The organism is Rhizobium sp. O111, assembly GCF_055616315.1.
Genome location: NZ_JBSHXL010000001.1, coordinates 1,834,638 through 1,861,376 on the forward strand (window position 1 = coordinate 1,834,638; position 26,739 = coordinate 1,861,376).

Here is a 26,739-nt window from a genome sequence, read left to right on the forward strand (position 1 = left end):
GTGTGTCCATCGAACGGTTTTGCCGTGTGGCGCCCTCCTCTGCCCTGCCGGGCATCTCCCCCACAGGTGGGGAGATTGGCTAGGGGCAGCCGCTCGCTCAACTCTCATTGCTTGGGGATGCCGCCACCACAAGTCGATCTCCCCCCTTGTGGGGGGAGATGTCCGGCAGGACAGAGGGGGGTATCCCGCGGCACCACGCTCAAAAACGCAGGCAGTCAAACCTCAAGCGCTAACCGCATCCTCCACCACACCCGAAAAATCCACCGCCGCGAACGCCGCCGCAATCACCTCCGGCCCGGCCCCCGCCTTCACCGCATCGGTCGACAATATCTGCCGATAGCGCCGTGCCCCCGGCAGCCCGGTGAACAGCCCCACCATATGCCGCGCCACCTGCTGCAGCCGGCCGCCATCAGCGACATGCCGCGCCGCGTAATCCATCATCCGGTCGCGCAGAAGCTCCCAGTCGAAGGCTTGCGCCTCCGCCCCGAAGAAGCGATGGTCGACATCGGCAAGCACGCCGGCATTCTGATAGGCCGCACGCCCCAGCATGATGCCATCGACATGCCGCAGATGCTCTTCGGCCTGATCCAGCGTCTGGATGCCGCCATTGATGCCGATGAACACATCCGGCCGCGCCTGCTTGGTGCGGTAGACGATGTCGTAATCGAGCGGCGGGATCTCGCGGTTTTCCTTCGGCGACAAGCCCTTCAGCCAGGCCTTGCGGGCATGGATCCAGATCGCGTCGGCGCCGGCATCGAGCACCCGGTCGAGAAGATCGGGAAGAGCCTTCTCCGGCTCCTGCTCGTCCACCCCGATCCGGCACTTCACGGTAACCGGCACCGAGGACACCTGCTTCATCGCCCGGATGCAATCCGCGACCACATCCGGCGTCAGCATCAGGCAAGCCCCGAACGTGCCCGATTGCACCCGGTCCGAGGGACAGCCGACATTGAGATTGATCTCGTCGTAGCCGTAAGGCGCCGCGATCTCCACCGCCTTCACCAGCTTCTCCGGATCAGACCCGCCAAGCTGCAGCGCCACCGGATGCTCGGCGGCGTCGAAAGACAGCAACCGCTCGCGCGGCCCATGGATGATCGCGTCGGCGACGACCATTTCCGTATAGAGCAGCGCATTGCGGCTGATCTGCCGGTGGAAATAACGGCAGTGACGATCCGTCCAGTCGATCATCGGCGCAACGGCGAAGACCGGCCGCTTCGTTTCGAGCGCCTGTTTGTAGAAATGCGATGTTGTCATGCCGCGCTCATAGCGCAAAGCGCGCGAAAACGCCAGTTTCCCCGCGCAGGGCAGCAATGCCGGAACGCGCGTACCGCAGCACCGCCTTCCAAGCTTTCCCCCGCTTCGCTTTTGCGGCTAAGATGATCGGACTCACGAAAACAGCAAGAGCATCCCCGTCCTATGTCCACCACCTCCTCCGCCCCAGCCGCAGGCACCGTCATTTCCCTTCCCGCGCCCGTCCTCCTCCCCGTCGACGGCACCACCGATCGCTTTCCGGTGCGCCGCGTCTATTGCGTCGGCCGCAACTATGCCGACCATGCCATCGAGATGGGCCATGATCCAAGCCGCGAGCCGCCCTTCTTCTTCCAGAAGAACGCCGACAACCTGCTTGCTGACGGCAAGGACTTCCCCTACCCGCCGCTGTCGAACGACGTCCATTTCGAGGTCGAATGCGTGCTGGCGCTGAAATCGGGCGGCAGGGATATCGCTCTCGAAAACGCGCTTGATTGCGTCTACGGCTATGCCGTCGGCATCGATTTCACCCGCCGCGATCTGCAGGCAGAAGCCAAGAAGCTCGGCCGCCCGTGGGAGCTGGCGAAAGCCTTCGAACATTCCGCTCCGGTCTCGGCGATCGTCCCGGCCGCAAAGCTCGGCCATCCCGATGCCGGCCGAGTCTGGCTCGATCTCAATGGCAAGCGCGTGCAGGATGGCGATCTCAACCAGATGATCTGGAAGGTGCCTGAAATCATCGCCGAGCTTTCGAAGCTGTTCGAACTCGCCCCCGGCGACGTGATCATGACCGGCACGCCGGCGGGCGTGGGCGCGGTCAAGCGCGGCGACCATATCGATTGCGGCATCGATGGTGTCGCCAAGCTGTCCATCGACGTCGCCTAAGGAGGAATGACCATGCCGATCTATGCGCTCTCGGGCCACGAACCGGATTTGCCGCCATCAGGCACCTACTGGATCGCGCCCGATGCGCATGTGATCGGCAAGGTGACGCTCGGCAGTGATGTCGGCGTCTGGTTCGGCGCGGTGCTGCGCGGCGACAACGAGCCGATCACGGTCGGCGCGGCGACCAATATCCAGGAAGGCGCCATGCTGCACACCGATCCCGGCCATCCCGTCACGATCGGCGAAGGCTGCACCATCGGTCATCATGCGATTGTCCACGGCTGCGTGATCGGAAACAATTCGCTTGTTGGCATGGGCGCCACGGTACTGAACGGCGCGAAGATCGGCAACAACTGCCTCGTCGGCGCCAATGCGCTGGTGACGGAAGGCAAGGAATTCCCCGACAATTCCCTCATCGTCGGCTCCCCCGCCCGCGCCATCCGCACCCTCGACGACAAGGCGATCGAAAGCCTCAAGCGCTCGGCGGAAAAGTACGTCGCCAACTGGCAGCGTTTTGCGCGCGATTTGAAGCGGCTGGATTAACACCAGCAGCGATTGAAGTTCGCATTTAACCCCGCGAATCTTCAGGGCGAAACGTCGGAATCAGTCTGCGCTTGTTGGTTTTCAACGCAGCGAGATATTTCTACTCATTCCGCACTGAACGACCCTCAAAGCACCAGACCATGCCGTCCTACACCTGTGCTTTGCGTGATATTAGCAGCGCGCGCATAGATGTGGACAACTGTTCACGTGCGAGACGCGGCTATGACGACAGAGATGCTCAACTTGCTATCCGCCTACGGCCCGCCATCGACGGTGATTGGGCTTTCATTCTACCTGCTGCGTGTATGGATTATCGCACGAAGCAAAAGATGCGTGCGATATCAGAGCGACAAACTCCTAATCGAAGCGCAAACAGCAAGGGAAGTAGAACGACTGCTACTCCTCAGCGCACCGCCAGTCGAAAATGGAACTGGCTGTGGGCCGCATCGCATTTCACCGAAACAAGCAATTACGCGGCGCAAGCCTCGCAAAGCCCGCGGATCTCGATCGTCGTCTTCTCGGCCTTGAACTTCTTGGACTTGGTCCAGTCCGTCAGGCGGTGGTCGACCTCGTGGTCGTGGAATTCCATCACCTGGCCGCAGCTCTCGCAGATGGCGAAGGCGACGATGCCGTGGCTGTGGCAGTTCTCGCCGGGATGCGCGCAGGCGACGAAGGAGTTGATGCTCTCCAGCCGGTGCACGACACCATATTCGAGCAGCTTCTCAAGCGCCCGGTAGACCTGCAGCGGGGCGCGAAAACCGTGGTCGCGCAGTTTGTCGAGGATCGTATAGGCGCTGAGCGGGCCGTCGGCCTTTTCCAGAACATCGAAGACAAGCGCCTGGTTCTTGGTCAGTGCGGGTGCGCTCATGAGCCTTGTCCTTCCGTGGCGGCCTGACCCCGCCCGAATTTGGGCAGCAGGCTGAGAATGAAGAGAATGAGGGCCGCGACCACGATCGATGGGCCCGACGGCGTGTCGTAGGTGAGCGAACCGAACAGCCCGCCGACCACGGCAACCGCCCCGATCAGCGAGGCAAGCACCGCCATGATCTCGGGCGTCGACGAGAAACGCCGGGCAGCGGCGGCCGGAATGATCAGCAGCGACGTGATCAGCATGATGCCGACGATCTTCATGGCAATCGCGATCACGACGGCCATCAACAGCATGAAGAACAGCCGCGCCCGCTCCGGCTTCAGCCCCTCGGCCTCGGCCAGCTCGGGATTGACGGTCGAGGCAAGCAGCGGCCGCCACAGCCAGGCGATCGCAGCGAGCACCAGAATGCCGCCGCCCCAGATGAAGGCGATATCGGCCTTGGAGACGGCGAGGATATCGCCGAACAGGAAGGCGATGAGGTCGATGCGCACCCACGTCATGAAGGCGACCATGACCAGCCCGATCGCCAGCGTCGCATGCGAGAGAATGCCAAGCAGCGCATCGGCCGACAGCGCCTGCCGCTTCTGCAGCAAGAGCAGCAGGATCGAGACGGCTGCCGCCACGACGAAGACCGAGAGCGTCAGGTTGAACTGCATGAGCAGAGACAGCGCCACGCCGAGCAGCGCCGAATGCGAGATCGTATCGCCGAAATAGGCCATGCGCCGCCAGATGATGAAGCAGCCGAGCGGCCCCGTGGTCAGCGCCAGACCAACGCCGGCAATGATGGCGCGGACGAAGAAATCGTCAAACATGGCGCTCTCCCGCCGGATGCTTGTGCCCGTGTCCATCATCGGCCGTATGATGATGGTGGTCATGGTCAGCATGCCCGTGGCCATGGCTCGCATGTCCGTGGTCATGATGCGCATGATCATGTGCGTGGCCCGAATGATCATGGGGCGCATGATCGTGGCCGGCGTGATCATGGCCGTGATGGTGGCCATCCTCAGGATGGCAGTGATCCGTCACCGAGCCATCCGCATGCAGCACGCGGCCATCGGGGAGATGCGTATGATCGTGATCGTGACTGTAGACGGCAAGCGACTGCGCCGCGCGGCTGCCGAACAGCCGCACATATTCCGCACTCTGCGTCACTGCTTGCGGCGTGCCCCGGCAGCAGACATGGCCGTTGAGGCAGATGACGGTATCGGTTGCCGCCATGACGACATGCAGGTCGTGCGAAATCAGCAGGATGCCGCATCCCGTCCTGTTGCGGATCGTCTTGATCAGCTCGTAGATCGCGATCTCGCCGGAAAAATCCACGCCCTGCACCGGCTCGTCGAGCACGAGCAGATCGGGCTTGCGGGCAATGGCGCGCGCCATCAGCGCTCGCTGGAATTCGCCGCCGGAGAGATGCTGCACCTCGGCATCGCGCATGTGGGAAAGCCCGACGGCATCGAGCGCCTCGTTCATGTCGCTTGCCGAAAGCGGCCCCGTCAGCGTCATCAGCCGGCGCACAGTGAGCGGCAGCGTCCAGTCGATGGCGAGCTTCTGCGGGACATAGCCAACCTTCAGGCCGGAGGCGCGCGTCACCTTGCCCTCGTCGGCCTTCATCACCCCGATCGCCGTCTTCACCGTCGTCGATTTGCCGGAACCATTGGGGCCGATCAGCGTCACGATCTCGCCGCGCGAGACGGAAAAATCGACGCCGCGAACCAGCCAGCGGCCGTTTCTGCGGACACCGACATTGGAAAGCGAAACGAGCGGCCTCGCCTCGGAATTTGCGGGTAATGGCATCATTTTTCCGAAAGTGCTGTTGCGCCCTGCTATCGCACACGTTATAGCATAACTCAATTTATGTAATAACATTACCTATGCAATTCAAGCGGAGCATGCACATGAAACTCGCGACCGGCCTTTCCCTGACGCTACAAGGCCTCGCACTCCCGGCCCTCCTCCTTGCCGGCACGGCCCGCGGCGCGGACGCACCCGTGGTCGTCACCTCGATCAAGCCGGTGCATTCGCTGGTCGCAGCCATCATGCAGGGCGTCGGCACGCCGGAACTGATCGTCGATGGCGCTGCCTCCCCGCACACCTATTCGATGAAGCCCTCCAACGCCAAGGCGCTGCAGGATGCCAAGGTGGTCTTCTGGGTCGGCCCGGGCATGGAAGCCTTCCTGGAAAAGCCGCTGGAAGCACTCGGAGATGATGCCAGCGTCGCCGAGCTCGACAAGGCGCCGGGCCTGACCAAGCTAAAGTTCCGCGAAGGCGGCGCCTTCGAAGCTCATGACGATGGCGATCATGATGGCGATGCGCATGAAGCCGGTCACGCCCATGCCGAGGAGGCCGGTGGACACGATCACGCCACGGAAGCGGCCGGTCATGATCACGATCACGCCGCCGAGGCACATGACGATCACGACCACGGCCACGGCGCCTTCGACACCCACCTCTGGCTCGACCCCGAAAACGCCAAAGCCATGGCCGCCGAGATCACCACCACGCTGGTGGCCGCCGACCCGGCCAACGCCCTTGCCTACCAGGCCAATGCCGAGGCGCTGAACGCCAAGCTCGACGCGCTCGACACGGAAATTTCCGGCATCGTGTCACCGGTCAAGGACAAGCCCTTCATCGTCTTCCACGACGCCTACCAGTATTTCGAAAACCGGTACAAGGTGCGCGTCGCCGGCTCGATCACCGTCAGCCCGGAAACCATCCCCGGCGCCGAACGGATCGCCGAGATCCACAAGAAGGTGGCGGACCTCGGCGCAACCTGCGTCTTCGCCGAACCGCAGTTCCAGCCGAAACTGGTCGATGTCGTGCTCGAGGGCACCAAGGCCAAGGCCGGCGTGCTCGATCCTGAAGCCGCAACGCTCGATGCCGGCCCGGATCTCTATTTCAAGCTGATGCGCGGGATCGCCAACAATCTCAAGGACTGCCTGTCGCGCGAAAGCTGAGACCGGCCCCACCGCATATCGAAAAGGCGGGCGCACAGTCCGCCTTTTTCAGATCAATAGATGTAATATTATAACATTAACTGGAGATCGCAATGAACAGGAAACTGCCGGTCACCGTCCTCTCCGGCTTCCTTGGCGCCGGCAAGACGACGCTTTTGAACCACATACTGGCGAACCGCGATGGCCTGCGCGTCGCGGTGATCGTCAACGACATGAGCGAGGTCAACATCGACGCCGCACTGGTGCGCGACGGCGGTGCCAACCTGTCGCGCACGGATGAGGAACTGGTCGAGATGACCAACGGCTGCATCTGCTGCACGCTGCGCGACGACCTCCTGAAGGAGGTTCGCCAGCTCGCAGAGCAGAACCGCTTCGACTACCTGCTGATCGAATCCACGGGGATCGCCGAGCCCCTGCCCGTCGCCACCACCTTCGAGTTCCGCGACGAGGACGGCCTGAGCCTGTCCGATGTCGCCGAACTCGATACCATGGTCACGGTGGTCGATGCCGCCGGCCTGCTTGCCGACTACGCCTCGACGGATTTCCTCGGCGACCGTGGCGAAACCGCCGGCGAAGGCGATGTCAGAACGGTGATCGACCTCTTGGTCGAGCAGATCGAATTCGCCGACGTCGTCGTCCTCAACAAGGTCGGGACCGCCACCGCCGAACGGCTGCAGGCCGCCCGCCAGATCGTCGTCGGCCTGAACCCGGATGCCCGGCTGATCGAGGCCGATTTCGGCAAGGTCCGGCCGCAGGAGGTGCTCGGCACCGGCCTCTTCGACATCGACAAGGCCGAGACCCATCCGCTCTGGTACAAGGAGATGCATGGCTTCAACGACCATGTGCCGGAAACCGAGGAATACGGCATCCGCTCCTTCGTCTATCGCGAGAAGCGCCCCTTCGATCCGGCGAAACTGCAGCGCTTCTTCGACACGGCCTGGCCGGGCGTCGTCCGCGCCAAGGGCTTCTTCTGGCTGGCGACCCGCCCGCACCATGTCGGCGAGGTCAGCCAGGCCGGCGCCATCCTGCGCACAAGCCGCATGGGCACGTGGTGGTCGGCGGTGCCGAGGGAGCGCTGGCCGGACGATCCGCGCTTCATGACCGCGATCGGTCCCTATCTGCACCCCGTCTGGGGCGACCGCCGCCAAGAGATCGTGTTCATCGGCGCCGACCCGATGAACGAAGCCTGGATCCGCGAGCGTCTCGACGCATGTCTTGTCAGCGCCGAGGAGTTCACTCCGGACAAATGGCGCGACATGCCCGATCCGTTCGCCCGCTGGGGAGAGCAGGCCGCATGAAGGCGCAAGCGATCAGGAGATATCAATGCGTCTGCGAGGAATGCGACCCGCTGCCGCCGATCGAGGGGCTGGCAGCGCCACCCGAGGCCGAAGAGCGCAAGCCGGGTGCCGGCGTTCTCAGCAAATTGGCGGCGCGGCTAGGACGTAATGCGCCCGAAAGACAGACATGAAAAAGGGCGGCCGAAGCCGCCCTTTCCACACAAGTCACGTCGAGCGATCAGCGGCCGACGACGATGTTCGAGATCACATTGCTCGCAATGCTGATCATCAGGTAATCGTTGTTGACCTGCACCCAGCGATAGCCGCGCGGCGGAGGCGCCAGACGGTAGCGGCGGTAGTCGCGCACTTCGCGCATGTTGCGGCGCTCGGCGGGGCTCATGCGATGGCCGCGGCTCCACTTGTACTTTGTGACATGCACCTCGCGCTCGACGTGAACGGGGCGGCGATGATGCTCCTGCGCGCTTGCACCCGTCGCGGCAACCAGCGGCGCGGCCAGGAAAGAAGCGGAGAGAAGAACGGCAAACATCTTTTTCATTGGGGTTTCCTCGTGTTGAACACGCCCCGAACCTAGACCTGAAATGATGAACCGAAACTGAAAGTTAAATTAAACTTCAGTAATAAAAACACATGCTTGAAAGCATATATTAAATTAGCAAATGCGACATCACCCGGCGCAAGGTGATGTCGCTCCCGTTCACAGCTCGTCGTAATTGAACCAGTCGAAATCGGCCGTCTTCGCCCGCCCCGACGTGTCGAAGGCAAAGACGCCGGCAAACGCGCCGGTAAACGAGCCATGCTCACCGCGCCCGCCTTCGTCTGAAACCACGCCGGCGTCGAGCACCGGACCGATCGCCCGCCACGCGCCCATGCCCTCCGTCTGCCAGAAGAACTGCAGGTCGTTGTCGCGGATTTCCATGGCAAGCTGAACACGGCCGCTGGCGGGAAGCGCCTCGCCGCTGCCTGCGGGAAAGCTCAGCCGGCCATTCGGATAGTCGCCGTCGCAGGACAGGATCGTCACGCAGCGTCCAAGCTTCTCGTGCAGCGTCACCGCGACCGCGTGGAACTTGTGCCTGTTGTAATAATGCGTCAGCCCCGCCACCTGCTGGTAGGTGTCTGGATCGAACTCGACCACCGTCTCGGCCCGAAAACTGTGATGCTCCTGCCGCCGCGCCACCAGCGCCTGTTCGAACCATGAGCCGATGCTCTCGCGGGCGATCAGCCTCAAATGACCGGGCCGTTCCGTGAGGTTGAATATCCGCTCCGGCTTCGGCGTCCGCAACCACTGGAAATCAGCAGGCAGCGTGCCGCCATCGAAGCTGTACTCGCTGCGCATCGGCTTTTCGGCCTGCACGGCATCACCAAGTCCCGGTACGGTGACGTCGGGAACCGTGGTGCCATTTTCGAGGTAGAGCCAGCCGTCATCCTTCCAGACGCATTTCTGCAGGCTGGTTTCGCGGCCGAGCGTGCAGCGACGCTTCGGCGGCATCGGCCGGCCGCAGAGATGCGTATGATACACCTGACCGTCTGGGGTCTCGACATACTGCCCATGCCCTGCCCGCTGCAGAATGGCCTCAGGGTGATCCTTCGAGGTGATGAGGTGCTTGTTCGGTTGCATCTCGTAGGGACCGGCGATGTCGCGCGACCGCGCCATCGTCACGGCATGGTCATAGCCGGTGCCGCCCTCGGCCGTCGTCAGATAGTAATAGCCGTTGCGCTTGAAGAGATGCGGCCCCTCGACCAGCCCGAGCGAGCTGCCCGCGAAGATGTTGCGGATCGGCCCCTTCAGCGATTTCGTCTCCGCATCCCACTCCTGCAGCAGGATGCCGTCGAAAGCCGGAGACTTCGGCGCGCCGCCAAAGCTCTCCGTGCGGTGGTTCCACTGCATGTTGAGGAACCACTTGCGGCCGTCCTCGTCATGAAACAGCGACGGATCGAATCCCGACGAGTTCACGTAGATGGGCTCCGACCACTCTCCCTCGATATCAGGCGAGGTCACGATGTAATTATGCGCATCCTTGAAGTTGCCATCGAAGCGCTTGACGTCGGTATAAACAAGCCAAAACAGCCTGTCGGCATAGGAGAGACAGGGCGCCCAGATGCCGCAGCTATCGGGATTACCGCGCATGTCGAGCTGCGACGCCCGCTCCAGCGGCCGCCGCACCAGCGTCCAGTTCACCAGATCGCGCGAATGGTGGATCTGCACGCCAGGATACCACTCGAAGGTCGAGGTCGCGATATAGTAATCCTCGCCGACACGACAGATCGACGGGTCCGGATTGAAGCCCGGCAGGATTGGATTGCGGATCATGGTGACGTCTCCTCCCACAGGCGTGCATTTTGCGGCACGTACATCACATCATATATGAAAAACGCCCGGAAGATTGTTCCGGGCGCATCAGGTTATTCGCGTTCCGCGGACTTCGCCCAGAGATTGATGTCCGCCTCGCGGGCGTAGCCATCGATCTCCTTCAGCTCCTCGGCCGTGAACTCCAGATTGTCGAGCGCCTTGACGCAGTCGACGATCTGCGACGAGCGGCTGGCGCCGATCAGCGCGGAGGTCACGCGGTCGCCGCGCAGCACCCAGGCGATCGCCATCTGCGCCAGCGTCTGGCCACGGCGTTCGGCGATCTCGTTGAGCTTGCGGATGTTGTCGATGATCTGCGGGCGGATGAAGTCCTTCTTCAGGAAGTGGTTCTGCGCCGCGCGGCTGTCCTGAGGGATGCCACCGAGATACTTCGTTGTCAGCATGCCCTGCGCCAGCGGCGAGAACACGATCGAGCCCATGCCGACCTCATCGAGCGCATCGAGCAGCTTGTCGTCCTCGACCCAGCGGTTGAGCATGGAATAGCTCGGCTGGTGGATCAGGCACGGCGTGCCGAGATCCTTGAGGATGGCGGCGGCTTCGCGGGTGCGCTGCGCATTGTAGGACGAGATGCCGACATAGAGCGCGCGGCCGGAGCGCACGATGTGGTCGAGCGCGCCACAGGTTTCTTCCAGCGGCGTGTCCGGGTCAAAGCGGTGCGAATAGAAGATATCGACATAGTCGAGACCCATCCGCTTCAGGCTCTGGTCGCAAGAGGCGATCAGATACTTGCGGCTGCCCCACTCGCCGTAAGGGCCCGGCCACATGTCGTAGCCGGCCTTGGACGAAATGATCAGTTCGTCGCGCAGGCCCGCAAATTCGGTCCGCATGATCTCGCCGAAGGCGGTCTCGGCGCTGCCGGGAGGTGGGCCGTAATTGTTGGCAAGGTCGAAATGGGTGATGCCGAGATCGAAGGCCGTGCGGCACATGTCGATCTTGCGGTCATGCGGCGTGTCGCCGCCGAAATTGTGCCAGAGGCCGAGCGAAACGGCCGGCAGCTTCAGGCCGGAACGGCCCGTGCGGTTGTACTTCATTTTCGAGTAGCGGTCGGAAGCCGGTTGCCAGCTCATCATTCTCTTCCCTCGTGTAGAAACGGCGCGGGCTCCTCGCCCGCGCCGGACCATAGACCTTTAGGCACGTACTTCAAGAGCGCCCATTATTTCAACAGAGCCTGGGCCTCTTCGATGCCGAGTGCGGCCGGCTGCGTGCAGGTCGTCGTCAGCTCGATGAAGCGGCCTTCCTCGCCCGACTTCAGGATCGAGGTCATGACGTCGACGCCATGCAGCGTGCGATCGAGCGAGCAACGCGCATCGCGTCCCTCGATGATCGCCATCGCCATGTCGGCGAGACCCGCCGTACGATAGTTGGCGCGCGGTCCCTGCGGGCTCTCCTGGTTGGAGATGCCGAAGGGGTGCTCCCAGCCATCGAGCGGCTTGATGTCCTTGTCCTTGCCGCTCGCCTCGACCACGCCGCCGAAGAAGTTCGGATCAGGCACGTAGAGCGAACCCTCGGTGCCGTAGAGCTCCATGTTGGCATGGCGGTGAGACCAGACATCCCAGCTCGCGGTCAGCGTGACGGTGGCGCCGTTGACGAATTCCAGGATCGCCTGGATCGTCGTCGGCGTCTTCACCGGGATCGTCTCGCCGTTGCGCGGCTCGCTGGTGATCGTGCGGGTCGGCGACGCCATAGAGGTCATGGCGCCGACGCGCTTCACCGGTCCGATCAGGTTGATCAGGTTAGCGATGTAGTAAGGGCCGAGATCGAGGATCGGGCCGCCGCCGGGTAGGAAGAAGAAGTCCGGGTTCGGATGCCACATTTCCATGCCCGGGCTCATGACATAGCACGCGCCGGAAGTGACGCGGCCGATGCCGCCCTCGTCGATATACTTGCGGGCGAGCTGATGCGCGCCGCCGAGGAAGGTGTCGGGCGCGCAACCAACGGAGAGGTTCTTCTCCTTGGCGATGCGGCGCAGCTCCTCACCCTGCTCGAGGGTGAGAACCAGCGGCTTTTCCGAATAGACGTGCTTGCCGGAAAGAAGGATCGCCTTCGACACGGGGAAGTGCGCGTCCGGGATCGTCAGGTTGACGACGACGTCAACCTCCTCATTGGTGAGCAGGTCCTCGATCGTCTGCGCCTTGACGCCATACTCGGCGGCACGGGCTTCGGCGGCCTGCATGTTGAGGTCGGCGCAGGCGACGACCTTGAGGCCCTTGAACAGCGGGGCCAGCGAAAAGTAGGTGGTGGAGATGTTGCCGCATCCGATGATGCCGACGCCAAGTTCCTTGGTCATGATGGTCCTCAGTAGGTCTTGAAGGATGCGATCGAGCGGGTGATCAGGCGATCGATATCAGCAGGATTGTCATGCTCGACGACGTAGTGCTTGGTCTTGGTGCCCTTCAGCGCCGCGACGAGCTTCGGCCAATCAAGCGTGCCGTGGCCGACATCGGCCCAGCCGTCTTCGTTCTTGTTCTCGCCAGCTGGCGCGATGTCCTTGACGTGCGCCGAGGTAATGCGGGAACCGAGCTTCTCGATCCATGCGAAGGGATCGGCACCGCCGCGAACGACCCAGGCGATATCCGCTTCCCAGGAAATATCGGGCGCGCCCTCGAAGATGCGCTCGATCGGCAGCGAGCCGTCGGCGAGCTTGACGAATTCGAAGTCGTGGTTGTGCCAGCCGAACTCGTAGCCCGCATCCTTGTAGGGCTTGCTCATTTCCTGCAGCCGCTTGCCGAATGCCAGCCAGCCGGCGCCATCGGTCGGACGCTCATCGGCCGCCAGATGCGGCGCATAGATGGAATCCATGCCGAGAATCTTGGCGATGTTCAAAGACTTCTTAACTTCGCCGTCGAGAAAGTCGGGGCTGAAGTGGCCGCTCGCCATGGTGAGGCCGTTCTTGTCGAGTTCGGCGCGCAGGCCCTTGAGGCCGGCATCGTCGAGATCGGCGTAGATGCCGCCGAAGCCCTCGACCTCCTGATAGCCGGCCTTGCCGAGCTTTTCGAAGATCGCCGAATAGGGCTGGAAGTTGCGGGCGCTATAAAGCTGGAAACTCAGTTTCGTCATAATATCCTCCTCGGGCCTCGTGCCCATTCATTTAATCGGGATCAATCCACGGACTGACAGGATTGCAGGTCGTAGAAACGGAAGTCCGGCAAGGCGCCATCAGCAAGCGGCGTGGCCGGGGTGAAGGTGATGCGGCGCGTCTCGCCCGCCGCCAGATCGAAGGCATTGTCGGAATATTTGCCGTCGGTCTCGGTTTCGATCATCACGAAGAGCGCAAGTCCCTTGGCGGTGACGTTGAGGCAGACGGAGCCGTCCTCCTCGACATATTCGTGCGTGACCATCAGGCCGGCGGGCTCAAGCTCCAAGGCCTTGTAGGTGCCGTGCACGTAATGCCCCTCGCCGCCCATGCCGTTCGACGCCGTGAAGCGCCAGGCAAGCAGCGTACCCGAGGGAATCTCGGAAACGTCGATGCTATCAGCCGTCACCGCAGCGTCAGGCGTGCAGACTGCCTGCACATCCTTGAGGTGCCTGCGCTCGCCCTGCATGTCGATGATCGAGATCGACAGGTCGACGCTGACGTCATCGAGCGTGTCGTTGACCAGCGAGAAGCGGATCTGCTTGCCGTCGTCCGATGGGATGGCGGCGACCGCGACCGGCTGGAAGAAACGCTTGACCAGATAGTGCATCGCCTTCCAGCGACCGCCGTAATCAAGGCTCGACCACGAGGCCACCGGCCAGGTGTCGTTGAGCTGCCAGTAGATCGTTCCCATGCAATGCGGCTTCAGCGACCGCCAGTATTCCACCGCCGTTTTGATCGCGAGACCCTGCTGGATCTGGCTGAGATAGACGAAATTCGGGAAATCCTTCGGGAAGCTGAAATAGCGGAACATCGTGCCCGCGATGCGCTCGTTGCCGCCGGCGTTCTTCTGGTGCAGCTCCATGACCGGCGACGCGACGTTCATGTCCTTGGCCTCGGCATAGGTCTTGATGACGGGCAGCGAGGTGTAGGATTGGAAGCCGAATTCCGAGCAGAAGCGCGGGCGAACGGAACGGTAATTGTCGAAGGACTTGTTCTCGTGCCAGACCGACCAGTAGTGCATGTCGCCGGAGCCATCGGCATGCCAGGCATCGCCGAAGTCGAGATAGCCCGACGCCGGGCTCGATGGCCACCAGATCGCATCCGGCGCCGCCTTCTTCATCGCCTGCTCGATCACCCGGTTGAGGCGGTCGTAGGAGACGAGATAGCGGTCGCGGTCCTTGCGCGATTCCTCGAACCAGGTGAGCGCGCCGACGAGCTCGTTGTCGCCGCACCAGAGCGCGATCGACGGATGCGAGTTCAGGCGGCGGACCTGGTAGTCGACCTCGAGCGCGACATTGTCGAGGAAATCCTCGGTCGAGGGATAGAGGTTGCAGGCGAACATGAAGTCCTGCCAGACCATGAGGCCGAGACGGTCACAGAGATCATAGAAATGATCATGCTCGTAGAACCCGCCGCCCCAGACGCGGATCATGTTCATGTTGGCGGACTTGGCCGATTGCAGCAGATCCTCGGTCTTCTCGGGCGACGACAGCGAAAACAGCGCGTCGGCCGGGATCCAGTTGGCGCCACGGCAGAAGATCTCGCGACCGTTTACCTTCAGCGCGAAGCGGGCCCCGGCCGCGTCTGGCGTGGTGATGAGCTCGACGGTGCGCAGACCGATCTGCTTGGTGACCGCACCGGAAGGCAGATCGACGGTCAGCGCATAGAGCGCCTGCTCACCGCTACCCGCAGGCCACCAGAGGCGCGGCTTGGCGATCTCGAACACGTGGTTGACGACCGTCTCGCCGGCGCCGACGCCGACATCGAGGCGCACCCGCTCACCATCGAGCGAGAAATGCACGGGAACGATGCCTGGGTTCTTGGCAAACAGTGTCGCTGAGACCTTGAGATCGACGGAGCCGTCGAGATTATGCACCTGCTGCGTCGTCACATGCTCGATGCGGGCGGTGTCGAGACGGCGCAGCGCGATCGTGCCGTATAGCCCGAGCGGCGCGATCGCGATGTTCCAGTCCCAGCCGAAATGGCACTGCGGCTTGCGCAGCATGTTGCCATTGGGGATCGGCGAGTTACCGGTCGAATAGGGAATGTAGAAGGGCTGTTTGCCCTGCCGGTCGGCACCCGCCGCGATGCTCGAATGCAGCACGATGCGGATGACGTTCTCGCCCGATTTCAGATGGCTGCTAACATCCGGGCGATAGCGGCGGAAGCTGTTGTCGGCCACGAGCGCCGGCGAGCCGTTGATGAAGACGGCGGCCACCGTGTCGAGATAGTCGATGTCGAGATACCAGTCGCCATCCGGCTCTGACACCGTGAAGCTGCGCTCGATCGACCAGTCGCGATGCGCCACCCACTGCACGACCTCTTCGTTGCGGCCGAAATAGGGATCGGGGATGAGCTTGGCGGCATGGAGCGCCGAATGCACGTCACCGGGAAGCGTGATCGGCGCGGTGATTTCACCATCCGTGGAGGTGAGCTTCCACGAGCCTGAGAGGTCGAGGTTGAACCCGTTGGTGGGCAAGGATGTCATAGCACTGTCCGATCAGGCCGCTCTCGGGAAGGCCCGTCACCGGGCTGCGACCGAATGTGGTATTGGAAGAACGGGCGAAACCGCTTGGGACGGCCCCGCCCGCAGCGTAGTCGTCTAAAGGCGCAGTTCCGTTTCGGCGTCGAAGATCGACGCCAGCGACATGTCGAAGCCGAGCTTGACCTGTGAACCCGGGCTGAAGCGGCGGGCGCCGTTGATGCGCACCGACATGGTGTGTCCGGCATGCTTCAGCCAGAGCAGGTTGTCGGCGCCCATCGGCTCCTCGATATCGACGGTCGCGTCGTGGGTCTCGGCACCGAGGTTCTCGTTGACCTTGATATGCTCCGGCCGCACGCCGAGCGTCACCTTCCGGCCCGCCTGCAGCGGCCCGCTCGCCTCATAGGCATCGACGTTGAAATCGACGCCATTGGCGGTGAACACGGTGGCATCGCCCCGCTTGGCGATTTCGCCGCGCAGGAAGTTCATCGACGGAGAGCCGATGAAGCCGGCCACGAACAAGCTGCGCGGCTTGTTGTAGATCGTCGTCGGATCGGCAAGCTGCTGGATCTCGCCGTTCTTCATGATCGCGATGCGGTCGGCGAGCGTCAGCGCCTCGATCTGGTCGTGGGTGACATAGATCATCGTGTTCTTCAGCGACTGGTGCAGCCGCTTGATCTCGACGCGCAGCTCCGAACGCAGCTTGGCGTCGAGGTTGGAGAGCGGCTCATCGAACAGGAACACGTCGACATCGCGCACCAGCGCACGGCCGATCGCCACGCGCTGCCGCTGGCCGCCGGAAAGTTCGGCCGGCTTGCGCTTCAGGAGCGGCTGGATCTGCAGGATTTCCGAGGCACGGGCCACGCGCTTGTCGATATCGGATTGCGGGATCTTGGCGACCTGCAGACCGAAGGAGAGGTTCTTCTCCACCGTCATCTGCGGATAGAGCGCGTAGGACTGGAACACCATGCCGATGCCGCGATCCTTGGGCTCTTCCCAGGTGACGTTGCGGCCCTTGATGTGGATCTGTCCCTCGCTGATGTCGAGCAGGCCGGCGATGCAGTTGAGCAAGGTCGACTTGCCGCAGCCGGACGAGCCGAGCAGCACCAGGAACTCGCCGTCGTTGATCTCGAGGTTGAGATCCTTGAGCACGCTGACGGCGCCGAAGTTCAGCGAAAGGTCTTTGATGGAAACGCTTGAATTCATGGATCAGCCTTTCACTGCGCCGGCGGCGATACCGCGGACGAACAGACGTCCGGACACGAAATACACGATCAGCGGCACCAGACCCGTGAGGATGGTTGCGGCCATGTTGACGTTGTATTCCTTCACGCCCTGGACGGAATTGACGATGTTGTTGAGCTGCACGGTCATCGGATAGTATTCCGGCCGGGTGAAAACGACGCCGAACAGGAAGTCGTTCCAGATGCCGGTGACCTGCAGGATCATGGCGACAACGAAGATCGGCAGCGACATCGGCACCATGATCTTCAGGAAGATCTGCCAGAAGCCGGCGCCATCGACGCGCGCGGCCTTGAAGAGCTCCTGCGGCAGCGATGCGAAGTAGTTGCGGAAGAGCAGCGTCAGGATCGGCATGCCGAAGATCGAGTGCACGATGATCAGGCCTGTAAGCGTGCCGTAGATCCCCATTTCACGCAGCACGATGACGATAGGATAGATCATTACCTGGTAGGGAATGAACGCGCCGATGACGAGGATCGAGAAGAACAGTTCCGATCCCTTGAAGCGCCAGTTGGCGAGCGCATAGCCGTTGACCGAGGCAATCGCGATCGAGACGATGACGGATGGGACCGTGATCCTCACCGAATTCCAGAAACCGCGCGAGAGACCGTCGCAGTTGAGGCCGGTGCAGGCCGTGGCCCAGGCTTTGACCCATGGCTCGAAGGTGATTTCCATCGGCGGCGAGAAGATGTTGCCCATGCGGATTTCGGGCATCCCCTTCAGCGACGTGACGATCATCACGTAGAGCGGCAGCAGGTAGTAGGCGGCGGCGACGAACAGCGTGCCGTAGAGCATGATGTTGCGCGGCGAGAGCACCCGCTTCGGCTTCTTGCCGTTCGGTCCGTCGAAGGACTTGACCGGTGCCAGTGCGACGTCTGCCGTCTTGAGAGCGATGGTATCAGGCACGTTTACGCCCTCCCCCGAATTCCAGATAAGCCCATGGAATGATGATGATCGCGACCGTGATCAGCATCATGGTCGAGGCGGCGAAGCCCTGCCCCAGGTTCTGCGCCTGGAACATGTAGTCATAGACATACTTGGCCGGCACTTCCGATGAGATTCCGGGTCCACCGGATGTCTGCGCCACCACGAGGTCGTAGACCTTGACGATACCCGACGCGATGATGACGAGCGTGGTGATGAAGACGGGACGCATCATCGGGATGACGATGAAGAGATAGGTCTTCCACATCGGAATGCCGTCGACACGCGAGGCCTTCCAGATGTCCTCATCGATCCCGCGCAGGCCGGCCAGCATCAGGCACATGACGAGGCCCGTTCCCTGCCAGAGTGCTGCGATCAACACGCCGTAGATCACGATGCTCGGCGTATAGAGCGGGTCGAAGGTGAAGCTCGTCCAGCCGAGCGAACGCACCACTGACTGCACGCCGAATTCGGGATTGAGCACCCACTGCCAGACAAGGCCGGTGACGATGAAGGACAGCGCGAAGGGGTAGAGAAAGATCGTCCGGAACGCATTCTCGAACCGGATCTTCTGATCCATCAGGGCAGCCAGCGTAAAGCCGATCACCAGGCTGAAGATCAGGGAAAAAACGCCGTAAAGGGCGAGGTTTTCGATGGATACGATCCATCGCGGCGCGGCCCAGAGCCGCTTGTATTGGTCGAAACCAACGAAGCTCATCCTTGGCAGGAGCTTCGAGTTGGTGAAGGAATAGAACACCGTCCAGACCGTACCGCCGAGAAAGATGACCAGGGCGGTAAGGATCATCGGGATGGATGCAATTTTGGAATTCAGATTGCGCAGCAACTGATTTGGCCGGCCGGCTTTCGCTGGACCCGTCATTGTGTTTCCTCCTGACACGCACTTGCTTCTGTGACCGAGAGCAGCGGCCGATGCCGGACACCGCTCCCGTCTCTTGCCCCCGGATGGTCCCGGCCGCATCGTCTGCGGCCGGAACTCATCGGGAAAGCACTGCCGCGAACCCGCCGCCACTGGCGATTAGGGCAAATCCGGCTTCCCGTTCCTGGGCGGAAAATCGGATCGCGGCAGCACGAGCAGACGATCAGTCGGCGGAGCCGATGATTTCGGCGAAGCGCTTCTGTGCGTCTTCAGGCGTCATCGAGGCATTGGCGAAGAACTCCGAGAAGAGGTCTTCCTTCTGCTTCTGGCTGTCGGCCGAAAGCAGCTGGTCGGTGCCTTCGACGATGTTGCCCTTCTTCAGGATCTCGAGACCCTTCTTCATGCAGTCGTTGGCAGCCTCGAGATCGACGTCGCCGCGAACCGGCAGCGAGCCCTTCTTCAGGTTGAAGGCAACCTGGGTCTTCGGATCGAGCAGCGTCTTGGCGAGAACGTCCTGCGCCTTCGACTTTGCTTCGTCCTTGAGCAGCGGGAAGTAGAAGGCATCACCACCGGTGGAGATGATTTCGTTCACGCCCAGCCCCGGAAGGCAGGTGTAATCGGTACCGGCCTTCTGGCCGGCCAGAGCGAATTCGCCCTGCGCCCAGTCACCCATGATCTGGCCGCCGGCCTTGCCGGTGATGACCAGATTGGTTGCCTGGTTCCAATCCTGGACGTTGCTGCCCTTGGACATCTTGCGGGCGTCGTCTGCAGCCTTGAAGACCTTGGCGATCTCGGGACCGGCAGCCACGTCGGCGTCCTTGTCCTTGAATACCTTGTTGAACGTGTCCTTGCCGGCGATCGCCACCATCAGCGTGTCGAAAGCGCCTGCAGCCTGCCACGGCTGGCCGCCGACGGCGAGCGGCACGATGCCGGCCTTTTCGAGCGCCGGAGCGGCCGCGACGAATTCATCCCAGTTCTTCGGCACATCAACGCCGGCCTTCTTGAAGGCGGCATTCGAGAGCCACAGCCACTGCCAGGAGTGGATGTTGACGGGCGCGCAATAGATCTTGCCATCGATCGTGCAGCTGTCGAGCAGGCTTGCCGGACGAATGATGTCCTTCCAGTGCTCGGCGGTCGCGACATCGGTCAGGTCGCGCATCAGGCCAGCCTGAACGAGTTCTTCCGCCTGACGGCCGTGGTTGAACTGGGTGGCGCCCATCGGATCGCCGCCGGTGATGCGGCTGACCATGATCGGACGTGCCGTGCCGCCGGAACCGGCGATGGCACCATCGACCCACTTGTTGCCGGTCGCGTCGAATGCCTTGGCGAGTTCGGCCACGGCAGCGGCTTCGCCGCCCGAGGTCCACCAATGCGTGACTTCGAGATCGGTGGCGTGTGCCGCACCGAGCGGCAGGGCGACGGATGCGCACAGCGCTGCCGCCATCAAACGAATATTCATGAGTTCTCCTCCCTCACTGAAACGTTGCCGGAAAAACTTAAGCCAATCGATATTGCCGCGCAACAGCCACCCCTTAAAATTTTCTTTTCGACTATCTTTTGCTACCATTGCCTGCCGAAACGGCACCGTCGCCGCAAGGCTGCACAAGCGATCAGCAAACCGATGTGCACCTGCACACTTCGATTATAACATTGTTTTATATATCTTTATTTCACAGGTATCATGACATAATTTCCAGATCGCGTTCGCAGACGCAAAAAATTCGTGCAAAAATCACCGATTCAACCAATGAGGGTGATTGGGTTGGAGCCATCGCAAAAAGCGCTCGACATTTTCACTGTAACGTTACAGATTTCAAGGCCCGTGGGAGGGAACGGCATTTGTGTATTCAGGCTTACAGCGCTGCGAAAAGCATCTATAAGCGAACCAAATCGCGTAGGACGGCCTAGAGGGATGAAAAACAAAGCGAATTTCGGGGCGACGGTGACCGAGGCATCTCGGGAGAGACCGACACTGAAGACGATTGCCTTCATGACCGGCCTCGGCATCACTACGGTTTCTCGTGCGTTGAAGGATGCGCCTGATATCGGCGCGGAGACCAAGGAACGCGTGCGCATGGTGGCAAGCCAGCTCGGCTATCAGCCGAACCGCGCCGGCGTGCGCCTCAGGACTGGCAAGACCAACGTCATCGCGCTCGTTCTGAGCATCGATGAGGAGATCATGGGCTTCTCGAGCCAGCTGGTCTTCGGTATCTCCGAAGTCCTGACCGGCACCCCCTATCACATCGTCGTCACGCCGCATTCGCACAGCAAGGACCCGATGCTGCCTGTCCGCTACATCCTGGAGACGGGCTCGGCCGACGGCGTCATCATCTCCCGCATCGAGCCGGATGACCCTCGTGTGCGCCTGCTCAGCGAACGCAACATGCCGTTCGCCACGCATGGACGCACCGATGCCGGGCTGATGCACCCGTTCCACGACTTCGACAACGAAGCCTTCGCCCACCAGGCGGTCGAGAAGCTGGTCGCGCGTGGCCGCAGGCGCATCGCCCTCCTCCAGCCTCCGAGCAAGCTCACCTATTACACGCACACCCGCATCGGCTTCCAGACCGGCCTGCATGACTACGGTGCCGAGGAAGTGCCGCTGCGCGTCACCATCGACACGCCGCTGGACGAGATCCGCAACGCCGTCGAGACGATGATGCGCTCCAGCAACGCGCCCGATGGCATCGTCTGTCTCGCCGGCAGCGCCGCCATCGCCGTCAACGCCGGCATCGAAGCCGCCGGCAAGCGCCTTGGCCACGACGTCGACATGGCCTCGAAGGAATCCGCGCCGATCCTCAACTGGATCCGCCCGGAGATCATCACCGCCTATGAAGACGTCCGCCATGCCGGCCGCGAGATGGCCAAGGCCGTCATCGCCCGCATCGACGGCGTCGAGCCTGAGATGCTGCAGAGTGTCAGCCAGCCGGTGTGGACACGACCGGGCAGCTGACGGAAGTCAACGAGGAAAGACAACGCATGACCAAGGCCCTCCTCATCATCGATGTGCAGAACGCCATCGTTGCGGGCAAAGGCACGCCCGAACGGCAGCCATCAATCGACGCCGCGCTTGATGAGACCGTCGCGCGCCTCGCGGCGCTCCGGGAACGCGCATGGCATAGCGGCGTCCCCGTCGTCCTCGTACAGCACGACGGCGATCCGGGCCATCGCCTCGCGGTCGGCACGAAAGGCTGGGAAATCAGGCAGGAACTCGCACCCAGCAGCGATGATACCGTCGTTCACAAGAGGAGCGCCGATTCTTTCTTCGAGACCGATCTGGTCGAGCGGCTGACGGAACGCTCCGTGACCCATCTCGTCATCGGCGGCTGCATGTCGCAGTTCTGCGTCGACACCACGGTGCGCCGCGCCGTCTCGCTTGGCTACAACGTCACCCTTATCGCCGACGGCCACACGACCGCCGATTCGGGCTCATTGACCTTCGCCGAGATCGTCGCCCACCATAACGAGACGCTGGATGATTTCGATGCCGGATCGGCGCTGTCGATTGTCCGCCCCGCCGCCGAGATCCAGTTCTGAACCAAGTCAACTGGCATAAACGCAAAACAGCCGGGCCAATGGCCCGGCTGTCGTCATTTTCAGAAAGCGAACCTTAGAAGGTCGCCGCACCGCTGCCCCATGGGCCGTGGTGGAAGTCCTTGCCGTCGAGACGATCGAAGCCGTGGGCGCCGAAGAAGTCGCGCTGCGCCTGGATCAGGTTGGCGGTGCCGCGGCCCTGGCGGTAGGCGTCGAAGTAGGTGAGCGCCGAGGTCAGCGCCGGAACGGGCAGACCAGCCTGAAGCGCTGCACCGACAACGCGGCGAAGCGCCGGCAGCGATTCCTTGACCATATCCGCGAAGGCCGGCGTCACGATCAGGTTGGCGACGTCAGGCGCCTTGGTGAAGGCCGAGGTGATTTCGTCGAGGAACTGCGAACGGATGATGCAGCCGTCGCGCCAGATCTTGGCGATAGTTGGCATCGGCAGCGACCACTTGAATTCGCGCGAGGCTTCCGCCATCACCGCAAAGCCCTGCGCGTAGGCGCCGATCTTGGCGGCAAACAGAGCCAGTTCCAGATCCTTGACGAGCTCGGGACCGTAAGCGACCGGGAAGTTGTATTCCGGCTTGCCGAAGATCTTCTCGGCGGCTTCGCGCTCGGTCTTCATCGACGACAGGCTGCGGGCGGCAACGGCCGCTTCGATCGCCGTTGCCGGGATGCCCATGTTCTGCGCTTCGATCGCCGACCACTTGCCGGTGCCCTTCTGGCCGGCCTTGTCGAGGATCATGTCGACCATGGCGCCGCCGGAGATCGGGTCGGTCGCGGCCAGAACCTTCTCGGAGATCTCGATCAGGTAGGAGTTCAGGCGACCCTTGTTCCAGTCGCCGAAGATGCCGGAGATGTCCTTGGCGCTCTTGCCGAGACCGTCGCGCAGGACGCCGTAGATTTCGGCGATCATCTGCATGTCGGCATATTCGATGCCGTTGTGGATCGTCTTGACGAAGTGACCGGCACCGTCATTGCCGAGCCAGGCAACGCAAGGGTCGCCCTTGTACTTGGCGGCGATCGAGGTCAGCACAGGCTCGACGCGCTTCCACGAATCTTCCGTGCCGCCGACCATGATCGACGGGCCGTGACGCGCACCTTCCTCGCCACCGGAAACGCCCATGCCGATGAAGGTCAGGTCGGTGTCCTTGAGGCGATCGAAGCGGGCGATCGTGTCGCGGAAGTTGGCGTTGCCGGCATCGATCATGATGTCGCCCTTGGAGAGATGCGGACGCAGCAGCTCCATCTGCTGATCAACCGGCTCGCCGGCCTTGATCATGATGATGATCGGACGCGGCGGGCGGATCGCCTCGACGAATTCCTCGATCGTCTTGCACGGAATGATCTGCTTCTTCAGATCGCCGGCGCTCTCGTAGAACTCGTCCGTCTTGTCGGGCGTGCGGTTGAAGACCGCAATCTTGTTGCCCTTTTCCGCGATGTTCAGAGCGAGGTTGGAACCCATGACCGCAAGGCCGATCAGCCCGATTTCTGCCTTTTCCACAATATCTCTCCGGTTAGAGCATGTCGCGCAAAAGTGTGAAGCGGTTTTGCGATAACGACATGCGGTAAAACAAAGATCTAAAGCGCAACGAGTGAATCTGAAAGATCGCGAGGCGCTTTAGTCAAATTGGACCGGTGTTGTGGCACTCTCTGGCTCATACGGCAAGTTCGATTCGCCCCGGATCGGTCGCGTATTGCGAGCGGCGCGAAGTGAACCATATTGCCAACGAGGCTCGGTTGTCGGCTATTTTGGCGTCGGCGGCATTCGAGCGGCAACGATGCGCGGCAGATATGCGACGTTAAGCCGCCCACGAAAATAAAGGAGGAGCAAGCGATGGCGACAATGCCGGCGAGAATCATTCACAGGTCCATCCAGAGAAACTGGCGAGACGTATGGGCTTTTGCCGGTGCGCCCGAGAACATGCCGCTCTGGGCATCGGGCCTCGCCTCAGGCCTGGAGAAAAGCGGAGATGACTGGGTCGCCACGGGCGTCCTCGGCACGGTGCGCGTCAGCTTCGCTCCCCACAACGAATTCGGCGTTCTCGACCATACCGTCACGATCGCGAACGGCTTGCGCGTCTATAACGCGCTCAGGATCGTCCCGAACGGCGATGGTTGCGAGGTGATGTTCACATTGCTGCGCCTGCCGGATATGACCGACGAGCAATTCGAGGCCGACGCGGCGCATGTCGCGCGCGATCTTGAATCGCTGAAGAAGCTGATGGAAATCTAGGAAGCACCGATGACACAAGTGAACAACGAGCTTCGCATCGACTATGTCGAATTCAACGTCGCCGATATCGAGCGCTCCAAGGCGTTCTACGGCAAGGCTTTCGGCTGGCGTTTCACTGACTACGGCCCCAACTACTGCGAGTTCGACGATGGACGCCTGAAGGGCGGCTTCACTAACCTCGAGGCACCTCGCCCCGGCGGCCCGCTCGTTATCCTCTATGCCAATGACCTGCCGGCCGCGCTGGAAGCAGTCGAAGGCGCGGGTGGCAAGATCGTGCGCCCGATCTTCGGCTTCCCGGGCGGCAGCCGTTTTCACTTCGCGGATGCCGATGGATACGAACTGGCGGTGTGGACGAAGGCCTGATCAGGCGGCGAGATTGGCAGCCGAGGATGACGATCCGGCATCCTGCGAGACAATAAGCGCCCCGATGATATAGCCGGACGAATCGCGCAGCGGTGACATGCGGTACCGTGTTTTCTGAACGACGTTTTCCTCGCGCCGTTCATAAATCTGATCGCATGTTCCGCCCGCGAAACACGCGTCGAGCATCTCTTTGACGCAATCCACGAACCGCGCTTCGCCCAGCACGTCCTTGATATGCCGCCCGACCATCTCGAACGGCTTGCGCTTGGCGTAGGCGGCACTCGCGGCATTGGCGTAGAGGTAGCGATAGTCCTTGGTCACGACCGCGACCCGATCCGGCAGGGATTCGAGGATGGCCGAGTTCAGGAAATTGCCGTTGTCTGTATTGGGCACATAGGCGGCAGGCGCCGACACCCGCTCCCGGTCCATGCGCTCCAGCGGCGGCATTTGCCAGCGCGGAACGGTCGACCCGAGATACTGCTCCATCAGGTAGGAAAGCAGCTTCACATGCTCACGCACGGATTCGCTGTCTTCGGCATACTGATCGATCAGGCAGCCGACGAACTGCATCTGCATGTGCGCGTAGAACAGATTGGTGGCGCGATAGCCGAGGATGGTGTCGATAAGCGCATCGATCGAGCTGTCGAGACTGCTCACCCGCGCATCATCACCGACCCGTATGGCCTCGTCAATTTGCGAACATCGCAACGAGAACGCCTGAAAAAGCCCGAGCACGACACCTCCCATGCCGATTTCCGTGAGGGAATTGCTTCGATGTAAATGATCATGACGGCACCTTTACCGTTCATAATCCTTCCTGTCAGAAATCGGTAACATGACGCCACTTCATGTTCAATGACGAAGAAGGCTTGTTTTTCAATGACAAGATTTGAGGGATTCCCCTCTACATGATCTGTCGCTTGATTTCCCATCGGTCATGATACCAGAGCCACTGCTCCGGGTATTCACGCACCCAGCTTTCAACCTTGTCGTTCAGCAACTGCGCCGTAGCCGTCAGATCGAGATTGCCCTTCTCATCCCGGGGCAGCTCCACCTTCGGCTCGATTTCCAGCCGGTAGCGATTGCCGGGGAGGCGGATGCAGCGGGCCGGGTAGACCTCGCAGTTGAACTGGCGCACCAATTTTCCGAGCAGAGGATTGGTCTTCACCGGCAGGCCGAAGAATTCCGTCTTCAGGCCGCGACCGAACTTCTGGTCGACAAGCACACCGACCCCCTGCTCCGCTTCCAGCTGGCGGGCGAGCGCAAACGACGATCCGGCATGCGACGGCACCAGCTTGCCCATGCGGGCGCTGCGGAAGTCGAACACTTTCTGCGCCACGTAGGGATTGTTCGGCGGCCGGAAGAGGACGCTGACATAGAGCCCGAAGGCGGCACCGGCGACCGGCAAAAGCTCGAAATTGCCGGTATGGCCGGTAAAGACGATGAAGGGACGCGGATTTTCCAGGAGATCGAGGAAGATCGGGATGCCCGACACCTCCACCCTGCCCGGCTCGCTCTTTTCGGGATCGAAATCGAACAGCCGGTCAAGAAACACGTACTCTGCCGCAAGCCGGCCCATATTGGCCCAGCTTCCAAGCGCGATCTGGTTGATCTCCTCGTCGCTCTTTTCGGGAAAGGCGTTGCGGAGATTGGCGAGGATGAGCTTGTGGCGCTTCATCTTCGGGCCGATCTTGCGCATCAGCCAGTCGATGAAGTTGATCGCCCCGTCGGCCGGGAAAATCTTCAGGAAGTTCAGGAAGCCGAACATCACCTGCGCGATCAGCCACTGGCGAAAATGGTCCAGTTTCAGGACGATCCGGGTGATGAACAGCTCCAAGGGA

The 26,739-nt window shown here is 61.8% G+C and carries 26 protein-coding genes; 9 read left to right on the forward strand and 17 right to left on the reverse strand.

Annotated features, from left to right (window positions below; genetic code table 11):
* Positions 1–222: 222 nt before the first annotated feature.
* Entirely contained in the window at positions 223–1,254 is a 1,032-nt protein-coding gene (dusA, locus tag ACVTFQ_RS09315; RefSeq protein ID WP_111563619.1) for a tRNA dihydrouridine(20/20a) synthase DusA, read from the reverse strand.
* A 162-nt stretch (positions 1,255–1,416) separates the two neighbouring features.
* Here dusA and ACVTFQ_RS09320 point away from each other — a divergent pair, with 162 nt between their 5' ends.
* Both ACVTFQ_RS09320 and ACVTFQ_RS09325 read left to right on the forward strand, forming a co-directional pair.
* Positions 1,417–2,130, forward strand: coding sequence for a fumarylacetoacetate hydrolase family protein (locus ACVTFQ_RS09320; RefSeq protein WP_111563469.1), 714 nt, complete (start codon positions 1,417–1,419; stop codon positions 2,128–2,130).
* A 12-nt stretch (positions 2,131–2,142) separates the two neighbouring features.
* Positions 2,143–2,673 carry a gamma carbonic anhydrase family protein gene (locus ACVTFQ_RS09325; RefSeq protein WP_111563468.1) on the forward strand — a complete coding sequence of 177 codons (531 nt, stop codon included), beginning with the start codon at positions 2,143–2,145 and terminating at the stop codon, positions 2,671–2,673.
* A 469-nt stretch (positions 2,674–3,142) separates the two neighbouring features.
* Here the strand turns inward: ACVTFQ_RS09325 and ACVTFQ_RS09330 are convergent, their stop codons facing one another.
* The 3 genes from ACVTFQ_RS09330 to ACVTFQ_RS09340 are packed head-to-tail and all read right to left on the reverse strand — an operon-like array spanning position 3,143 to position 5,338.
* Positions 3,143–3,541 (reverse strand): Fur family transcriptional regulator, encoded by a 399-nt coding sequence (locus ACVTFQ_RS09330; protein WP_047512361.1) that lies wholly within the window; start codon positions 3,539–3,541, stop codon positions 3,143–3,145.
* Entirely contained in the window at positions 3,538–4,425 is an 888-nt protein-coding gene (locus ACVTFQ_RS09335) for an iron chelate uptake ABC transporter family permease subunit (protein ID WP_409527903.1), read from the reverse strand. The genes ACVTFQ_RS09330 and ACVTFQ_RS09335 overlap by 4 nt, the downstream gene beginning before the upstream one ends.
* Entirely contained in the window at positions 4,349–5,338 is a 990-nt protein-coding gene (locus tag ACVTFQ_RS09340; RefSeq protein ID WP_111563466.1) for an ATP-binding cassette domain-containing protein, read from the reverse strand. The genes ACVTFQ_RS09335 and ACVTFQ_RS09340 overlap by 77 nt, the downstream gene beginning before the upstream one ends.
* 101 nt (positions 5,339–5,439) lie before the next feature.
* Here ACVTFQ_RS09340 and znuA point away from each other — a divergent pair, with 101 nt between their 5' ends.
* The 3 genes from znuA to ACVTFQ_RS09355 all read left to right on the forward strand — a co-directional run bounded on the left by znuA (position 5,440) and on the right by ACVTFQ_RS09355 (position 7,966).
* Positions 5,440–6,498, forward strand: coding sequence for a zinc ABC transporter substrate-binding protein ZnuA (znuA, locus tag ACVTFQ_RS09345; RefSeq protein ID WP_111563465.1), 1,059 nt, complete (start codon positions 5,440–5,442; stop codon positions 6,496–6,498).
* 92 nt (positions 6,499–6,590) lie between these two features.
* A complete protein-coding gene (locus ACVTFQ_RS09350) occupies positions 6,591–7,796 on the forward strand; it encodes a GTP-binding protein (protein ID WP_111563464.1) in 1,206 nt (401 codons plus the stop codon).
* Positions 7,793–7,966, forward strand: coding sequence for a hypothetical protein (locus ACVTFQ_RS09355; protein ID WP_181459283.1), 174 nt, complete (start codon positions 7,793–7,795; stop codon positions 7,964–7,966). Before ACVTFQ_RS09350 ends, ACVTFQ_RS09355 begins: the two co-directional genes overlap by 4 nt.
* Before the next feature lie 47 nt (positions 7,967–8,013).
* On the opposite strand, the gene ACVTFQ_RS09360 is transcribed toward ACVTFQ_RS09355, so the two are convergent.
* From ACVTFQ_RS09360 to ACVTFQ_RS09405, 10 genes are all read right to left on the reverse strand, one after another.
* Complete coding sequence (locus ACVTFQ_RS09360) at positions 8,014–8,331, reverse strand: RcnB family protein (protein ID WP_112436894.1); 318 nt, start codon at positions 8,329–8,331, stop codon at positions 8,014–8,016.
* A 159-nt stretch (positions 8,332–8,490) separates the two neighbouring features.
* Positions 8,491–10,104 (reverse strand): glycoside hydrolase family 43 protein, encoded by a 1,614-nt coding sequence (locus ACVTFQ_RS09365; protein WP_111563462.1) that lies wholly within the window; start codon positions 10,102–10,104, stop codon positions 8,491–8,493.
* 92 nt (positions 10,105–10,196) lie between these two features.
* On the reverse strand, positions 10,197–11,228 hold the full coding sequence (mgrA, locus tag ACVTFQ_RS09370) for an L-glyceraldehyde 3-phosphate reductase (protein ID WP_111563461.1): 1,032 nt from the start codon (positions 11,226–11,228) through the stop codon (positions 10,197–10,199).
* Positions 11,229–11,314: 86 nt separating this feature from the next.
* Entirely contained in the window at positions 11,315–12,448 is a 1,134-nt protein-coding gene (locus tag ACVTFQ_RS09375; protein WP_111563460.1) for a Gfo/Idh/MocA family protein, read from the reverse strand.
* Positions 12,449–12,456: 8 nt separating this feature from the next.
* On the reverse strand, positions 12,457–13,218 hold the full coding sequence (locus ACVTFQ_RS09380; RefSeq protein WP_111563459.1) for a sugar phosphate isomerase/epimerase family protein: 762 nt from the start codon (positions 13,216–13,218) through the stop codon (positions 12,457–12,459).
* Between the two features lie 41 nt (positions 13,219–13,259).
* The gene (locus ACVTFQ_RS09385; protein ID WP_112436895.1) at positions 13,260–15,725 is read right to left on the reverse strand and encodes a beta-mannosidase; all 2,466 of its coding nucleotides are present in this window, start codon (positions 15,723–15,725) and stop codon (positions 13,260–13,262) included.
* A 114-nt stretch (positions 15,726–15,839) separates the two neighbouring features.
* Positions 15,840–16,925 carry an ABC transporter ATP-binding protein gene (locus ACVTFQ_RS09390; RefSeq protein ID WP_111563457.1) on the reverse strand — a complete coding sequence of 362 codons (1,086 nt, stop codon included), beginning with the start codon at positions 16,923–16,925 and terminating at the stop codon, positions 15,840–15,842.
* A gap of 3 nt (positions 16,926–16,928) precedes the next feature.
* Positions 16,929–17,855 (reverse strand): carbohydrate ABC transporter permease, encoded by a 927-nt coding sequence (locus ACVTFQ_RS09395; protein ID WP_026283375.1) that lies wholly within the window; start codon positions 17,853–17,855, stop codon positions 16,929–16,931.
* A gap of 4 nt (positions 17,856–17,859) precedes the next feature.
* Entirely contained in the window at positions 17,860–18,765 is a 906-nt protein-coding gene (locus ACVTFQ_RS09400) for a carbohydrate ABC transporter permease (RefSeq protein WP_111563456.1), read from the reverse strand.
* Positions 18,766–18,985: 220 nt separating this feature from the next.
* Complete coding sequence (locus ACVTFQ_RS09405) at positions 18,986–20,221, reverse strand: ABC transporter substrate-binding protein (protein WP_047512382.1); 1,236 nt, start codon at positions 20,219–20,221, stop codon at positions 18,986–18,988.
* A 453-nt stretch (positions 20,222–20,674) separates the two neighbouring features.
* On the opposite strand from ACVTFQ_RS09405, the gene ACVTFQ_RS09410 reads away from it, so the two are divergent.
* Positions 20,675–21,715, forward strand: a complete 1,041-nt coding sequence (locus tag ACVTFQ_RS09410; RefSeq protein WP_111563455.1) for a substrate-binding domain-containing protein — start codon at positions 20,675–20,677, stop codon at positions 21,713–21,715.
* A gap of 26 nt (positions 21,716–21,741) precedes the next feature.
* A complete protein-coding gene (locus ACVTFQ_RS09415; protein WP_111563618.1) occupies positions 21,742–22,299 on the forward strand; it encodes a cysteine hydrolase family protein in 558 nt (185 codons plus the stop codon).
* 73 nt (positions 22,300–22,372) lie between these two features.
* Here ACVTFQ_RS09415 and gndA read toward each other — a convergent pair whose 3' ends face one another.
* A complete protein-coding gene (gene gndA, locus ACVTFQ_RS09420; RefSeq protein ID WP_018900641.1) occupies positions 22,373–23,803 on the reverse strand; it encodes an NADP-dependent phosphogluconate dehydrogenase in 1,431 nt (476 codons plus the stop codon).
* A gap of 333 nt (positions 23,804–24,136) precedes the next feature.
* On the opposite strand from gndA, the gene ACVTFQ_RS09425 reads away from it, so the two are divergent.
* Entirely contained in the window at positions 24,137–24,535 is a 399-nt protein-coding gene (locus ACVTFQ_RS09425; protein ID WP_111561952.1) for an SRPBCC family protein, read from the forward strand.
* 9 nt (positions 24,536–24,544) lie between these two features.
* The gene (locus ACVTFQ_RS09430) at positions 24,545–24,898 is read left to right on the forward strand and encodes a VOC family protein (protein WP_111561953.1); all 354 of its coding nucleotides are present in this window, start codon (positions 24,545–24,547) and stop codon (positions 24,896–24,898) included.
* Here the strand turns inward: ACVTFQ_RS09430 and ACVTFQ_RS09435 are convergent, their stop codons facing one another.
* Both ACVTFQ_RS09435 and ACVTFQ_RS09440 read right to left on the reverse strand, forming a co-directional pair.
* Positions 24,899–25,633, reverse strand: coding sequence for a PAS domain-containing protein (locus tag ACVTFQ_RS09435; protein ID WP_181459236.1), 735 nt, complete (start codon positions 25,631–25,633; stop codon positions 24,899–24,901).
* A 169-nt stretch (positions 25,634–25,802) separates the two neighbouring features.
* Positions 25,803–26,735 (reverse strand): lipid A biosynthesis lauroyl acyltransferase, encoded by a 933-nt coding sequence (locus ACVTFQ_RS09440; protein ID WP_111561955.1) that lies wholly within the window; start codon positions 26,733–26,735, stop codon positions 25,803–25,805.
* Positions 26,736–26,739: the final 4 nt, after the last annotated feature.